Raw genomic sequence first — 15,454 nt, forward strand, 5'->3', positions numbered from 1 at the left:
AGCAGGGCATCTAACCCTTCCTCACACCACACTACCGACGACAAGCGTCTAAGGTTTATTTCAACCCACAGCATGATCGAGTGCCTCCATCGATAATGGTAAGGAGACATCACCATAATATGATTCACTTTCATCACCGCAACTTCGTTCTATATATAGAACGAAGTGATAAAAATTTTTTCCGTTAAAGCCCAATCTATTTCCTTGCACCATCTACTATATATTCCTATATTAGTTCTTTATAGAGAACATGTCAACATAATATTTCCCAATTTTATCTGATAGAAATAACTTTCGAATCCCTCATTTGATTTCCTAATAAACTTGAAAATAATCCTTCTTTTTCTTTTGCCAGTTGACTAAATGCACCCTTTTGAATAATTTTCCCTTGGTCCAATACAATGACCTGATCCGCATTACGAACTGTGGACAAACGGTGAGCGATGACGATAATGGTCATTTTTCCCCTTAGCTTATCCAGCGCTTCTTGGATCTTGGCTTCGTTTTCCGTGTCAAGCGCGCTCGTTGCTTCATCCAACACTAGAATGGCCGGTTTTCTTAATATGGCCCGAGCTAAGACAAGTCTCTGACGTTCCCCTCCAGAAAGCCTTATTCCTCTGTCTCCAATAAGAGTATCCATCCCATAGGGAAGTTTGCTTACAAATTCAGCCGCTGCAGCAAATTCAAGAGCTTCCCACATTTGTGCTTCACTCGCATCGGGTTCAATGATTTGCAGATTTTCTTTGATACTACCATTAAATAAGAAAGGATCCTGCGGAATATAACTAATGGATCTCCTTAACGATAATAAATGATCCCGATTCAGAGGGGTCCCATCTATTAAAACCATTCCACTTTCTGGCTTCAGTAATCCCATTATGATATCAATTAAAGTGCTTTTACCGGCACCGGATCGTCCAACGATGGCTGTCATACAATTGGCAGGGATCTGTAAGCTAATATCTTGAAGGGAGTAGCTGGATTCTCTTGGGTTATATCGAAAATGTACTTTACTGCATTCCAACCCTTGCTTCATATGGATAGGGCTTATTTTGCTATTACTATAGTTTATATTCTCTAATTCCCTTGCACCCATGCACTCCTTTTGTAATCCGATCAGAGCATTAAAGGCAGCGCTGCAAGAGGCAATTTCCTCCAGATTAGACTGTATACTCGTAAACCTTGGCCATAGCCGTGAAAAGATGAGAATTATGAGTATTAATTGTTCTAACTGGGAGTGGAATATATTTACCGAGAATAAAATAAAGCTGGCAATAATCAAAGCCATTGATATCTTATAAAAAAGCTGGCTATTGGATTTCAGTTTAAAGTTTTCTAATCTTTCATGTTCGATCTGTCGACACCAAGAAAGCAGCCAATGATATCGCGACTCCTCCAGCATATTGCTTTTAATATCTTTAATCCCATTAAAGTGTTCAGTAATACCGGCAAGATAGCTTTGCGCTAGCTCAGAAGTTTGATTCCCTAGAATATTGGATTTTTTTATGTATTTTCTGGAAAAAAGGGCGAGCACTAGACCGCAGCACAATACGAAAATCGTTAGACTTGGCGATAGCCAGAATGCAAAACCAATCTGTATGACCGTAAAGATTAAGGAAGCAATAAATTGCAGGAACAGCCGAAGACCACCACCAACACGCCCTAATTCTGTGGTTAATGAATTAATAAGATCGGATTTTCTTTTTTTGATAAAAAAATCCCAGTTGGCCTGCAATATAGAGCGATATGTTTCTAATCTTATATGGTTAAGAAAACCTGTATGAATCTTAACCTCTCGAATAGATAGATTGCGTTGTAGGAGGGTTTGACTTATAGCCAGTAAAGTGTATATTCCTAAAACTAGTGGCAACCCCCATGCCTTAGGGATATCTTGCAGAAATTCAAAAATAGCCCAAATTGGAGTTGCTCCAGCAGTTACACTTAATACCCCGCTCATACTTAGTAGTGGAATTAATAAGAAGATTCCAATACCCTCAAGTAAACTGATCAAAACCATTCCTAAGAGATTCATGTAAAGAACGGTTCCAGCATAACGGTGTAATTTCTTCGTAAGATATAAGATGTGTTTCATTTCCTTGGATCCTCCTAAGCATTGTCTATGGCAACGCGTGTTTCCTCGTTTTTCTCCATGCCCATAGAACGGGTCGTAGAGGAAAATACAAGAAATGAAGAGCTTTAGGCAGCGGCAATGTCTTAGCATCCTCAGGGTATGGATATAAAAAACTCATAACAAATAAAATTTTGTTTTGAAATGACAATAGTGAAAACAAATGCCGCTTGTGATATCTGGATATATGCAGCGGCACGGGTAAAGTATGTAGATTGATCATTTCCTTCAAATAAAACGTAGCATCCTGCGCCAATCTCTTGGATTGATTTGCTGCTAGTAATGGTTTCATCTCTTCGGTAATAGGGGTATTTAGGAGCTGAGAGGCAAGGATAATAGCTTGACCTCCTACTTGCAGACATTGAAATTGCTGCATTAAACTGCTGATCTCTTCCCAATCCAGCTTCTGCTTCACGATACGATCCATATCAGCTAACCAACGAAGTCGTGACCAACCATGCCGCGCTCCATGAGAGGCAAGGTAGAAGAATAAATCCTCTCTACCCAAGAAGTAGACAGGGAAGCTCGTTAGAGTGCTTATTCTTTTCCTTTCCCACATTTCATTGAAGCTTGGCTCCTTGGCTGGTCCGGGATTTAATCTCCAATGGATTTCAACGGTTACTTCCTTTAGAGGGTGAATATAAGTTAAATGATGGTGCCTCCATCTCCAATCATTTAAAATAGTGGAGAATTCCTCTAGCTTCTCATAACCTAGCTTTAAGAGCTGCTCTTCGACTATATCCAAATCAGCTATTGGGACCAATATATCTAAATCTCTAGAAGTCCGAAGCGATACATCCCCATAAAGATCTTCAGAAAGAACGGGACCCTTTAGAACAAGTGACTGAACCTTTAGTTCAGTAAATACTTTGGATATATACTCCATTTCTCCACTTAAGCGAAGCATTTGAAACGTGCTTTTTTGATATTCCCTATACAAGGTTTTAACAACATCAAGGGGAACCAGGTTCTTATCTGCCCCTTTTAATGCTGTATAAACGATAGGATGCACTCGATGATGCCGCGCTAATTGAATGAATTGGCCCCATTCGATATCTTCAAACAGGACTCTATTGTTAAGAAGCAATTCTTCGTCATATTCCATTTTCATTAAGAATAATAAGAGCTTTAATTCTTTGGTGAGAACCGTCAAGTCGAGACTGTAATTGTTAACCATCGTATTCTCCTTGATCTACTTATTGATCGTTTATCTTTTGTGCGAATGTACCCACTACTGTAAACCTCTCCATTCCTTCTACCCCTGTAACGATAAAAGGACCACTGCGAAGCCATGCATGAGCAATCATTTTCCCGGAATCTTCCTTGGCTGTTCCTAAGTAAAGCGTACTTTCTATTCCACGCCTCTGCAGCATGCTCATTCCAGCTAAAGCTTTTACTAAACATTTACTATCCCAGAATGTATGATTACTCATAATATGAATAGCATAATGGACATTTTTTAGTGCCTTCCTGTTCTTATCATTCTTATCTTGCGATGTTTCCTCCAAATGTGTACCTAGTGAAGGAGCAATCTTATGAAATGGCTGATAGACAAGATAACGTGCCCAACCCAAATAAATAAATGCCTCAAAGAATAGAAGCATAGTACGCCAATCCAGCGAGAAGAATTTTCTTAGTTTTATGACTAATCCCATCTCTTTCACCACTCTTCCACCAATAGGGACTACTGGCTGACCTCTTCTCCCAATTGGATTAAATTCTCTTTCCATACATGCTCCAAGAAAGAAATGACCTGTCCCTCACAAGTAATTTGATCTACATCATATTCGGACACTAAGGTTGTGACGAGTTCAGTGACTGAAATAGGTTCTTTTATAAGATCCCATATGATACCCCCCATTTCACCCAAATTGTAATATTTTCCGTTTTGAACACTCAGCATCACTTTTTCTCCACCCATGTTGCTTACGATGTTCCCACTACCTTGTACGATGAAATCATTAAGCGAAATGCCTTGGTTTTTGATCATGATTCATTCCTCCATATATAGTTTCTTGAATAATAGCTGCTAATTGAGGAGCCGAAAAGCCTGATGCAGGTCGACTTAATTGGTATAGGTCTATGTGATTAAGGATACTTGCGGAGGTATTAAAGTGCCAATCCATTAAACCCAGGCCAGGAACAAGAAAATTGCGATAAGTATGACAGAAAAGAGTCTGGAAACGTTCGAGTTTTTCGATTCGACGGATACCGATCTTTGAATTCTCTGCTTTTATCAGCTCATAAACACCTGCAAGCGGAAGCGGCTCACTATAATATTTAGAGGTCACAGGAACGCAATATTTGTTTTCTCTACCGTATATGGAACGAAATTGACTTGTTTCCATACCGAAATTATTTAAGCTTTCCTGCCATAGCTTTTGTTGAGGATAAGCTGGGGTAACATAAGGAATTTGTTCTGGTGAGAATGAGATGGCTATTACATCATCACTTAAAAGCTGGTACCCTAGATTCAAGAAAGTGGTTGCAAGAGTAGATTTTCCAGCTCCTGATTCACCGGTAAAAGCATACGCCTTTCCATCAATCGCAACTGCACTTCCATGCAGCGGTAATATTCTTCTTTGCATCAATAAAGCGCCCATACATGTGCCCAAGAGATACAGTCGTACAATTTCTTCATCATATCCAGCTTGAGGTGAAACCGTTATTTTATTTCCATTCCTTATAGCAAACAGAGCAATATCAGGCACTTCAAACAAGACTAGGTTTTCTGTAATTACAAACCTCTTAGGTGGCGATGATAACTCACTCCAAATATTGGTGATATCATCAACTTCTATCAGAATATCTGCAGCATCGCCAGGCTCGAACTCTTGAGACAACTCGGGCAGAGCGATTTCACTACTTACAGTTAAGCCAAAGGCTTTATATATCACATTATTCACAGTATCCAGCAATAATCTCACTCCAAATAATTGACTAGGTTTTTTAAAATAAAGCCCTTATACAATCACATATTGTATAAGGGCGATGGCGCTTGCTAGATTCATTTGAAACTACGAGCCATGATGAGGTCCTGTTTGTCCCTCTTCACCAAGGTTGGAGTTATAGCCTTCGTCATATAAACCCCAGCTTGCACTTGCCATAGTCTCATCAACTTTAAGTATATCGAGCATAGGAGCTTGCCATTTCTTCTTTTCATTCATTAACATAGTATCACCTCCCTTCATTAGAACCTTCATTAGATCTTCTTAATAAACCTATAAAGAATTAAACTGAACATAGATAGTTGATAATCTGGATCAAATGAATATTCATGCTGAGGGCCTGCCTTTATTTTTGAAATGGCCGCCTTGAGAACTGGCATGTTTATTAGTTCAGCTACAATTGGGTCAGAGCTAAGCTGTTCAAGCTCTGCTATAAAGCTGCCCCATTCAGGTGTCATACGGTGAACGCAATCTGCACCTTGAACGCCTCTGATACTTTGATTTAACCGAACATTGTCAGGCAGAAGATTTTTCGTTGATCTTCTGACTAACGCTCGATCTAGACCATTCTGTACATATTGCCCTTCTGGCACTGACAAACAAAATCGAATGACTCTTATATCATTGGTAGGGTCACGTTTCCATAAGGAATAACGCAACGACAGCTTAGTACCTAAAGTGCCTGTAGCATTCCATGGGTAAACTTCCTCAAAATGCCTCTTTCTTGCGCTATATATATTCTTCTCCCGTGCGGCTCCCGTTACATGAATACCATGATCTTTAAGCTTGTCAAAAACTTGGGTCCTTCTTGCCATTTCCGGGTTTATCAGCATAGGAAACGGATGCGGCTCATCGGGTGAGAATGCTTGGCTTAGTCTTGGGAAGGCTAACTTACCAATGACTGGCAGCATTCTCAACCTGTCCCCTCCTCTATGCCTACTATATTGATTCAGTTCTTGGTAGAGGCGAACCCATTTCAGCTTCTTCAATAGAATAGCGTAATAACTTAACGCTGATCCCCATGAAATACTTAAGTTCCCTCTTCCTCCATTCAGTAATACCCCTATATCCTGTTCATTGGCTTTTTCAAAGATACCCTTAATCCAATTGGAGTTTGCAAAAAATTTATAAGGCATTTCCATCGTTTCAAGCCAATCAGTAATCTCCGATAATGGACTTGTTCCAGCAAAGTCCCCATAATGATCCGTAATATTCCCGACATATTGTACGGTAGATTCAATATAAGGTCTTTCGTTTGCAACTAGATACTTGGGCGTCCAATCTATGAAATCTTTAGCTGGTACGTAACTAAATGAATGTAGGCGTTTATTTTCATTTTGCAGGGCTCTTGCTGCAAAGCTCACAACTGTCCCCGAATCCAATCCCCCGCTTAGATGTGCCCCAACGTTACGGTGTGTTCGTAGCCTTGCGGTAACAGCACTTTGAAATACTTCACGAAATGCTTCTTCATATTCGTGATTCGATTTCAGCTGTAAAGGCTCCCCCACTTTCAAAATTACATATCTCGAAAGCTTTACTCTGCCCTCACTAACTGTGATGCTATGAGAAGGAGGTACTTGTTCTATGTTTGTAAAAACCGTTATAGAAGTATCCACTGCTTCATTCATACCAGGTACGGCTAGAAATTCAGCGAGCCAATGTTCGTTAAGCTTTTTTTCAATGTTAGGTAAAGTAAACAAGGGCTGTATTAAGGTAGAAAAAGCAAATCGCTCATCATTCCCGTAATAATAGAGTGTTCGACTGCCTGAAAAATCTCTGGCACCAAAAAGCTGATTCTTTACTTCGTCCCATATCATAAATGCAAACTCGCCAACTAAATATTTAGGAGCATCTTCCCCCCACTTACGGTAAGCCAGCAGAATCAATTCACTGTCAGACATATTTCTTCTCCGAGCATGCTCAACTTGCAGTAAACTGAATAATTCATGTCGGTTATCGATTATCGCATCCGCTGTGATCGCTAGCTTTCTTTCAGAGTCATAGTAAGGCAATCGTTCATCAACTGATTCAGGTGTTATACATTGAGCATGGCAGCCGAGAAAAACAAAATCTCGATACCATGTACTTACATAATTAGCTGGAAACTTCTGAAAAGCTTTCATCAATTCCATACCTTGTTCTATCGGGATGGAGGTTTGATTGAAATGATAAATCCCAGTTATGGCGCTCATTGGTTCCTCCCAAGTTCGCACTTCTTCCGTTCTTATCAGAGAACAATTTCGGTAAAATAAAAAGAATATCAAGGCAATTTTTGTTGATTGAAAGGAACTTTCTTATGAAACCTCATTTTTCAAGCTACATTTCGTTCTTTATTGAGAACATTTTTAGAATACCATTTAACCTTTGTACTGTCAACCATTCGTTTAACTATTTTTAAAGCAAAGGTCGAAACAGCCAGTTCCGACCCCTTTCCCTACTGCTGCAAGGTTTTTACCAGTCTTTTGGCTTCGCCAAAGGGAGTCTCGATCGTTTCATAAATACCTACGGTAAGCGGAAATTCAAACTGCTCCGTTCGTAGACTGTTAAAGTTAATGGTTTGCCATCCACTAACTAGACGACCAGTACTCGTGAAGGGAAGAGACTCCGAACTCAATATTCTACCTAGAGTATCGACAAGCTCTATTTTCATCTTTGAGAAATTTTGATCCACAACGACATTATCTTGACGCTCAACCTCTAACTCAAGTCGTAGCTTGTAAGAATAATTTAAGCTCCCTGGCATGATTTGCGATCCTAAGGTCCAATCTTTAAGATTTACATTGAAAGGATAGAACGCGAGCTTCGAATCCGCATCATTATTTTGAATTTTTGTGCGAAATGAAGCAATCGGAATGTTGAAAGGAGCAGCCTTTTGACCATCCAGAATTCTAATTCCCAGTCTTTCGCCTTTTTCAGAGTTGGGCACGTTAAAGGAGTAGCTAATGATATAGCTTAAATTCGGAATTAAAGTCTGTGCAGCTACACTTTGCCGACTGCCTACATAGCTGAAACCATCAGCACTCATCAATTCCGCTTGAAAGTTAGGAACAGGAAGCGGACTTTCGCCACGGTTGTTCAGTTTAAATTTGGCAATAACTGTCTTATATCCATCCCCTTCACTTTGATGCATGTGAAGTTCAACAAGAGAAACACTTACCTCAGATTGAATTAGACTATTTAGCGGGTCAAAATGGATAGGTGTGTTCGAGTTATAGGCTTCCAGTTGATCAATCCAACCTAATGGAATGCCGTTGTTGGGCAGTTGGATATTCAATCGGCCGATCGTGTAATTGATCTTAGTTTGATTGTTTCCAACAAACTCCTCTGGAGTAAGAACATTCAAACTCCTCAGATCAATTTTGTTTTCTGTAGGGATCGCAAAATGAATGTTTTTCTTTTCCCCCGGTTCAAGAGCGATCGGCTCCAAATCTATTTTCTTCCCCTTATACACCTTCATATCTGTCTTTCCATCCAGGCTAAAATCGGGTACCGTTTCCTTCATTTTACCCTTGTTTTCGACAAGCAAGACTACAAGGGATACAGGTCCCTGTACGGTATTTTGTTTAATTAAATTAACCGGTGTAAATTCCAAGGAAGAGGATAGCACTTCCACAGTAAAAGGCTCTTCCCATTTTTTAATAACTTCAGGATCCGTAAAAACCGAGCTAGCACCCCGCCATTCGTTGACGGATATTGGAATGGATAACATCAGCTTTTCAATCTGAGGATACTCGAATTCATCTAGATCTACCCACGATAGCTCTGATAGCGAAAAGACATCACTACGTTCCACATTGATCATATAGCTTAACTCTACTTTTTCCTTAGGTTGAATGGCTACCGCATTGGCCGTACTTGGGCGTAAAATGTATTCTACTCCGTTATCCGTTTTAATTCTTACTTCATATTCGGGAACTCTGACGACACGTGATCCATAATTATACAGACGTACAACGGCCCCAATTCTAGTCCCCGTTGGTATACGTTCATTTAGAATGCTTTTGACATCCACTTTAATATCATCTGTTAATTGATACATCAAGGATGCGGATGCTTTGGAAGGTTCACCTTGTGCAATAGCAGTAAAAGGAGCAACCGCTGCCAGTAATAATATAGAAACGATAAGTAAAGCCATATATTTTTTCCAGTTATTTTTCACGTGGCGTGCCTCCATTGTCATTTTTGCCCTTCTGAAGGAGCCGACTGTACTTTATCTTTATCTTTCAGTTGATTTTGACCAGATATTACAAGCTGCTCTCCTTCTTTGATGCCTGATAATACTTCCTGAAGGGGTTCATTTAACCGTCCAATTTGAATTTTACGTTTCTCAACGGTGTCACTACCTGTCAGTACAAACACAAAATTATCTTCCCCATCTTTAAGCAGGCTTTGTGTTGGAATTGCGATAACCATTTGTTCTTCTTCATCCGTAAGCTGAACCCGTAATTTCATGCCTGGCTTCAAGCTTACATCATGATTCGGTACTTCAAGGTTTAATTCATATGCCTTAGTCTGCGAATCCATGACAGGTGCTAGATAGCTTATTTCACCCTTATTTTTGCGGGAGGCTCCAGATAAATAATAAGTTAATTCCTTTTTCCCTCGCACATATTTGGTGGCATCCTCATTAAGCAGTGATTTTATCTTTATCGGATCCAGCTTTTGAATTAATCCTACGCTTGCACCGGCTGACACAGACATCCCCGGCTCTAAGGGCATCTCTGTTAAAGCGCCACTTACTGGAGCTTTGACCTCAAGGTATTCTATTACCTGATCCGCCTGCTGAAGCTCTAATTGGGCATTAATAAGAGGTAATTCCGAAACAGGTGCCGGTTCGATCTTTACCGTTGTTCTTTGCTTTTGCTTAAGCAGCTCCAAATCCATCTGTGCATTTTTCAATTGCGTTTGGGCTTGTTCAATTTGTGCTTTCGTAGCTAGCCCTTTATCATAATCATTTTTCATTTTATTAAGGCTTCTTTTCGAATCTTCCAGTCCTTGCTCCATTTTTTTTATTGTATTAATAGTTTCAAGCCTGCTGTTTTCCTGAGAATTTCTAGCTTGCTCAAATTCTTTCTTGGCCCTTGCTTGCCCTTCCTGGACGCTTTTTAATGTCATAAGTGCTTTTTCTCTCTGCAACACTGCATCTGATGATTTTAAACGAAAAATGACTTCCCCTTCCTGCACCAATTCTCCGCGTTTCTTCAAAATTTGGTCAACATCCCCACCCGTTTTTGCATTTACAGTAACTTGAAAAGAAGACAGGACTTCTGCGCTTTGCTCTACCGGATCTCCGATTCTTTGCTTGGTAACAGTCGCTGTTTTAACAGCCTTGATTACATTTCCTTGACTGCCTGTTTGTTCTGGACTTGATGAATTGCGGATAGGACTCAAAACCTCCATGGCTGTACAACCGGCTATGACGGCTAAGCTAAGCCCCATAACGCCAAGCATCACCACGCTTCGCTGAACAAGACGCGACTTCAGTCTTTTTTGCTTCATTAGTTAACTACCCTCTTTCATTAAAAGCATTTTTAACTTCATTAAGCTAATACAGATAGGCCGCCGCATCTTTGCTGTTCAATTTATTCAACACAACCCCCAACAAATTCGCCTTAACATGAGTGAGATCATCTTTAATCTTTTTAGCAACATCGCGTTTAATCTTTCCATATTCGACAACAAGCAGTACACCATCACAGGTAGCCGCCATTATTTTAGCATCAGTTAAGGTTAAAGCAGGTGAAGTATCGAACAGAATAATATCGTAGTTCTGCTTCAATTCAACCAAAAGTGTACGCAAACGTTCAGATGCTAGCAATTCCGAAGGATTGGGCGGAATATGCCCGGATACGATAAGCGATAAATTATCGACAGGAGTTTCCCGAATAATTTCATTTATAGCAATTTGATTGGCTAGAAAATTCGTTAGACCTCTGGTGTTATCAAGGTTAAATGCATGATGCAGTGAAGGCTTCCGTAGATCAGCGTCTACTAGCATTACTTTCTTTCCCGCCTGCGCATAGGCAACTGCTAAATTAAGAGCGGTTGACGTTCGACCCTCACCTTGATTGGCTGACGTAATCGTAATCGTTTTAACTACACGATCAAAGGCTGAGAATTCAATATTAGTCCTTAAGGTTCTATACGCTTCAAAGGTAGGTGAATCAGGATCTATTATCATGATGTCGCTATTAGCTATTTGTCGTGGCATATGGCTTCTCTCCTACCTGCTTTGGATTTCTTTTCCTTTTGGCAGACTTGAATTCTTTTGGTTTAACTTTGGTTATTACGGCTAAGGTAGGTAGCTCGAAAACAAGACGAATATCCTCTTTACTCTTAAGTGTATCGTCAATACTATCCAATAAAAGTGCGACCCCTATCCCAATTACTAGAGAAGCTACGAAGCTCATCAAAATATACTGATTCGATTGCTTATTAACGGGCCTTGGATTGTTCAGCATCTTGGCTTCATTTAATATAGCTATGTTATTGACCTTCAAAATTTTAGGAATTTCTGTTTTAAAAACATCCGTGACGGCATTGACGACTTTTGCTGCCTTTTCGTAAGATGAATGCCGCGCAATAATTGTCATCAATTGTGTACCATTAATACCGTTGACATCCACGATGGAGATGAGTTGTTCCGCCGACAAATTTAGATCTGGATATCGCTGAACCACCTTATCCATAATCGCGGGTGTTTTGATAATCTCTTTGTACGTATCGATCAGTGCAATGTTCATGCCTATTGCTCCAAAATCGATTTGTTCCCTTCCAATTTGATCTTGATCTACGGTTTGATTCACAATCAATTTATTGGATGCTTGATAAATAGGCTGATAAGTATTAGTGCTGTAGATGGCCACAGTAATTGTGGAGATAAGTACAAAAACAATAATTAGCCACAGCCGCTTCATAACAACTCTGAAATACTCTTTAAATTCGATCTCCATTATTTTCCCCCACATAAAATTATTGTTGTAAACAAATTAGCAGCTCTGCCATATATGTTTAAGATACAGTTTGTAACATGGACACACCCTAAATTTATGATACTTTTTGTATCGTGTCAATATTTTTATTTAAAATTGTCGATTTATCCATTACCTAGTCAAATATGTGATGAATTTAACAATTTTTATTTAATAAATGGTTATATCGTTCTTTTTAGAGAACTATAATACTAGTCTATAGTGTACTTTTCCAGTTGTCAATTAAAAAATATACAATTTCACCAATAATTAATTCGTTATAAAGAAAAAAATGAAAATTTGTATGATTCAGCAAACAGAGGTGTTTCATCCGCATTCGCGGATAAAACACCTCTGTTTTCATTAAAATAGCTACAATTTGGATCAGCATCTGTTATTCCTAATCAACTACTTCTCCTTGATGGAATAGATAGCGCACTTCCTAGCCCGTTTCTCATTTTTCCACATTGTTAATTTGGATGGTAGATTTCATAAGCTTGAGTTTGGCATTAGTTAATACATTATTTTCGACCGTATACGGTGGGGCATCAGTCCCTGCATATTGGGTCGATATCCCTTCTGCTTCCAGATTGGATGTAATTGCATTGCCCCTTATTATAGCTTCTTGAACAGTTGATGAATAATCTTTCGTCCAATAATCGCCAATCATTACTAGATAATCAGTGGAATTTTCTAGCTTGTTAGCCGTTATCGTATTATTTTCGAATAAAATCCTTTTTGCTTTTACTGCTTTTAGTACAAATCGCTTTTCTAGCATATCAAAGGTTGAATCTGACATTGCAAAATCAGCTTCTGGATGGGTAAGCAGAATACCTGTGTATACTTTAAAAGAACATTTGTTAAATATATATTTGCCGGGATTATCTAGTGTGACTATGCCTGTAGACTCCGAGGATGACTCGATTTCACAGTTGTTATAGGTAGCTGGAGGCAAGTTCAGACCACCTGCTCCAATTACCTTGAAATTATCGATTATACTGCCCTCAGATGCATCCCCAGTAATTCCACCCCCATACATCGTAATATTGCTAATATGAATAGGGTTCACCCATAAGGACATTTCTGATTCGATTTTGTTATTATACATAGTAATATTCGATGCCGTGATCCCGAAAGGCACTGTGCTGCTGACTATAAAATTCGAGTCTGTAAAAGTCATACCGTCAATATTTAGGTTAGGCCCTTCCAAATGAGTAGAGCCATCATTCATACGGTTACCTTCAAACTTTATGTCATGATAGGCAAAAATATTGGATCCGTCGAAATGGTTATCTTTAATCAGCGCTGACGTAAATGGAGGTGATACAGCTAGACCTATTTTAGTTTTAGAGCTTAAGTGGTTTCCTTCAACTGTTGCATTTTGACCATCATACAGGATAACATCGTAGGCTGCGTTATTATAAAAATTATTGTTTTTTATAAAAATGTTGCTATTTAAAAATCCATTTTCACCATAGCCAGCTTCTACATCTATCCCGGCTTGGGGGGCCGTGCCTTTAATATCGTGGAGCTCATTATTTATGATCGTAATATGGTCTCCACCAGCGATAGTAATACCTTGTCTGCGATTAAAGGCAAACTCTGAGTTCTTTACAACCACATTTTTCGAGACAGCCCGCTGCCATACTTCTATGTAGGCTGCCGAACTCTTTGATTGATTAAAGACAGCATAAAAATAGCTTGCTCCCTCAGGTATTTGAATAATTTGGCGCACCTTTTGATCCATCAAACGATTCATGAATGTCCCGTCTTCTTTGTAAAAGTAAACATCGAATATATTAGTGAGCTTCTGACCATTAGAAAATTCGAATTCTCGTTCCTTCTTAAATACAGGATTATTGAAATTTATTGCACCTTGAAACCGAATTTTCGTAGGATCAGATACAAAATCACCCTTCTCGTCTATTGCGCCAGAAACAAAGCTTTTTTCATATAGATCTTGAATGAGTGTACCGCTTCCACCGATGATTAATCCGTCACCTGTAAAATTGACGCCCTTTACTCCATCTATAGTAAGGTTATTGGCACCTTCTGTTACAATTCCATATCCTCCTTCATGTGTACCCCCGCCTGAGTAGTCATGTGAATCTTTGTCCCCCCTGTAGATTCCACCTTTTAGAGTCACATTATCTGCTCCATATCCAATATGCAAAGTATGATATCCACCGAATCCATTTGTTTCTTTTTGAATAATTGCATTATCATCCAATTCAAATGTCATATTAGGAACCATATTAATACGTGCGCTTGTATCCACATATAATTTAGGATCCTGCTTTTTAATCAGATACGTCCCCTCTGGTACCTTGAAGGTTGTTTTCCCATTTTCATGTGCCCATTTCAAAGCTTCATTAAAACCTTGTGTGGTTTCCACAGGGTGGGTACCATCCTTGTAGATGCCCCAATCTGCCGTTATTAAACTGTAAGTAGCGTCAGCGTCTGGAGCTGGCTTTGATAGATCTTTTGAAATGTTAATGGCAAAAGGTATTTTCTTCTCAAGTACCCTGGCTAAGACAACAGAAAATTCTGCTCTCGTTATAGCTTTTTCCGGTTCAAACGTATTCAAGGACGTTCCTTCTATGAGCTCATTTACAACCAGCTTGTTAACCAGATCATAAGCCCAATAGCTGGGGGCAGCATCCTTAAAGGATTGAGCCGCGACACCGTCCCTAAGTTTAAAAGCTTTGCTAAAAAGCACAGCCGCTTCCGCCCTTGTAATATTATTTTCTGGGCGGAAGGATCCATCAGCATATCCCGATAAAAGACCATTTTGATAAGCTATCATAATGTCATCTCTTGACCAATGTGAAAGCGATACATCTCTAAAGGGTAGTGAACCCATAACCTTACCTGCTTTCAAGCCTAACATACGAACCAATACAGCTACCGACTCTGCCCGCGAAATGGGATTTTCTGTTCGAAAGGTTCCATCAGCATAACCGTTGATCAGCTTCTTCTCCGTTAACAGCTCAATCTCCTTTGTGGCCCAGTGCTCTTCACCTACATCCTTAAAAACAGATTGCGAATATACTTTTTCATTAGTCATTATTAACGGAAACACTAGAATTAGCAGTAGCAGCGACCTAAGAATCTTTTTCACTAGAGTTCACCTTTCTTAATAAAAGATTTATAGTATACCCGATTATTGTACAGTATGACGACTAAGGATTTTGTTATAATTTAGAACATAGGATATGTAATTTATTCGGTACCGTTTCTTGTTTCCTTTAGATACCGATAAAGTTCTTTATAAAGAACGAAATTGGTGGTATACTCTTTAAAACATCTGTAAATAAACTAAGCAAGGAGCATTTAAGCAAATAAAGGGAGAGTACGGGGCATAGCTTTATTGAAGTCATGCGAGGATGGATCTTGGGTATCACCTT

The 15,454-nt window shown here is 39.3% G+C and carries 12 protein-coding genes; all 12 read right to left on the reverse strand.

Annotation, left to right across the window (positions count from 1 at the left end; all coding sequences use genetic code 11):
• Nucleotides 1–274: 274 nt before the first annotated feature.
• Nucleotides 275–2,092 (reverse strand): ABC transporter ATP-binding protein, encoded by a 1,818-nt coding sequence (locus GC093_RS29870; protein ID WP_171655580.1) that lies wholly within the window; start codon nucleotides 2,090–2,092, stop codon nucleotides 275–277.
• A gap of 25 nt (nucleotides 2,093–2,117) precedes the next feature.
• The gene (locus GC093_RS29875; protein WP_171655581.1) at nucleotides 2,118–3,305 is read right to left on the reverse strand and encodes a nucleotidyltransferase domain-containing protein; all 1,188 of its coding nucleotides are present in this window, start codon (nucleotides 3,303–3,305) and stop codon (nucleotides 2,118–2,120) included.
• A gap of 19 nt (nucleotides 3,306–3,324) precedes the next feature.
• On the reverse strand, nucleotides 3,325–3,783 hold the full coding sequence (locus GC093_RS29880) for a lasso peptide biosynthesis B2 protein (protein WP_171655646.1): 459 nt from the start codon (nucleotides 3,781–3,783) through the stop codon (nucleotides 3,325–3,327).
• A gap of 29 nt (nucleotides 3,784–3,812) precedes the next feature.
• Nucleotides 3,813–4,118, reverse strand: coding sequence for a lasso peptide biosynthesis PqqD family chaperone (locus tag GC093_RS29885; protein WP_171655582.1), 306 nt, complete (start codon nucleotides 4,116–4,118; stop codon nucleotides 3,813–3,815).
• On the reverse strand, nucleotides 4,090–5,046 hold the full coding sequence (locus tag GC093_RS29890) for a phosphoenolpyruvate carboxykinase (ATP) (protein WP_171655583.1): 957 nt from the start codon (nucleotides 5,044–5,046) through the stop codon (nucleotides 4,090–4,092). Before GC093_RS29890 ends, GC093_RS29885 begins: the two co-directional genes overlap by 29 nt.
• A 99-nt stretch (nucleotides 5,047–5,145) precedes the next feature.
• Nucleotides 5,146–5,301 (reverse strand): paeninodin family lasso peptide, encoded by a 156-nt coding sequence (locus GC093_RS29895; protein WP_171655584.1) that lies wholly within the window; start codon nucleotides 5,299–5,301, stop codon nucleotides 5,146–5,148.
• Nucleotides 5,302–5,330: 29 nt separating this feature from the next.
• Nucleotides 5,331–7,268, reverse strand: a complete 1,938-nt coding sequence (locus GC093_RS29900; RefSeq protein ID WP_171655585.1) for an asparagine synthase-related protein — start codon at nucleotides 7,266–7,268, stop codon at nucleotides 5,331–5,333.
• A gap of 242 nt (nucleotides 7,269–7,510) precedes the next feature.
• Nucleotides 7,511–9,235 carry a hypothetical protein gene (locus GC093_RS29905; protein ID WP_171655586.1) on the reverse strand — a complete coding sequence of 575 codons (1,725 nt, stop codon included), beginning with the start codon at nucleotides 9,233–9,235 and terminating at the stop codon, nucleotides 7,511–7,513.
• A gap of 17 nt (nucleotides 9,236–9,252) precedes the next feature.
• The gene (locus GC093_RS29910) at nucleotides 9,253–10,575 is read right to left on the reverse strand and encodes an efflux RND transporter periplasmic adaptor subunit (protein WP_171655587.1); all 1,323 of its coding nucleotides are present in this window, start codon (nucleotides 10,573–10,575) and stop codon (nucleotides 9,253–9,255) included.
• Between the two features lie 46 nt (nucleotides 10,576–10,621).
• Nucleotides 10,622–11,287, reverse strand: a complete 666-nt coding sequence (locus GC093_RS29915; RefSeq protein WP_171655588.1) for a CpsD/CapB family tyrosine-protein kinase — start codon at nucleotides 11,285–11,287, stop codon at nucleotides 10,622–10,624.
• Nucleotides 11,268–12,029: a YveK family protein gene (locus tag GC093_RS29920; protein WP_171655589.1), complete on the reverse strand. Its 762-nt coding sequence runs from the start codon at nucleotides 12,027–12,029 to the stop codon at nucleotides 11,268–11,270. The genes GC093_RS29915 and GC093_RS29920 overlap by 20 nt, the downstream gene beginning before the upstream one ends.
• Before the next feature lie 472 nt (nucleotides 12,030–12,501).
• On the reverse strand, nucleotides 12,502–15,168 hold the full coding sequence (locus GC093_RS29925; RefSeq protein ID WP_171655590.1) for an S-layer homology domain-containing protein: 2,667 nt from the start codon (nucleotides 15,166–15,168) through the stop codon (nucleotides 12,502–12,504).
• Nucleotides 15,169–15,454: the final 286 nt, after the last annotated feature.

It is taken from the genome of Paenibacillus foliorum (genome assembly GCF_013141765.1).
Classification (GTDB): domain Bacteria; phylum Bacillota; class Bacilli; order Paenibacillales; family NBRC-103111; genus Paenibacillus_S; species Paenibacillus_S foliorum.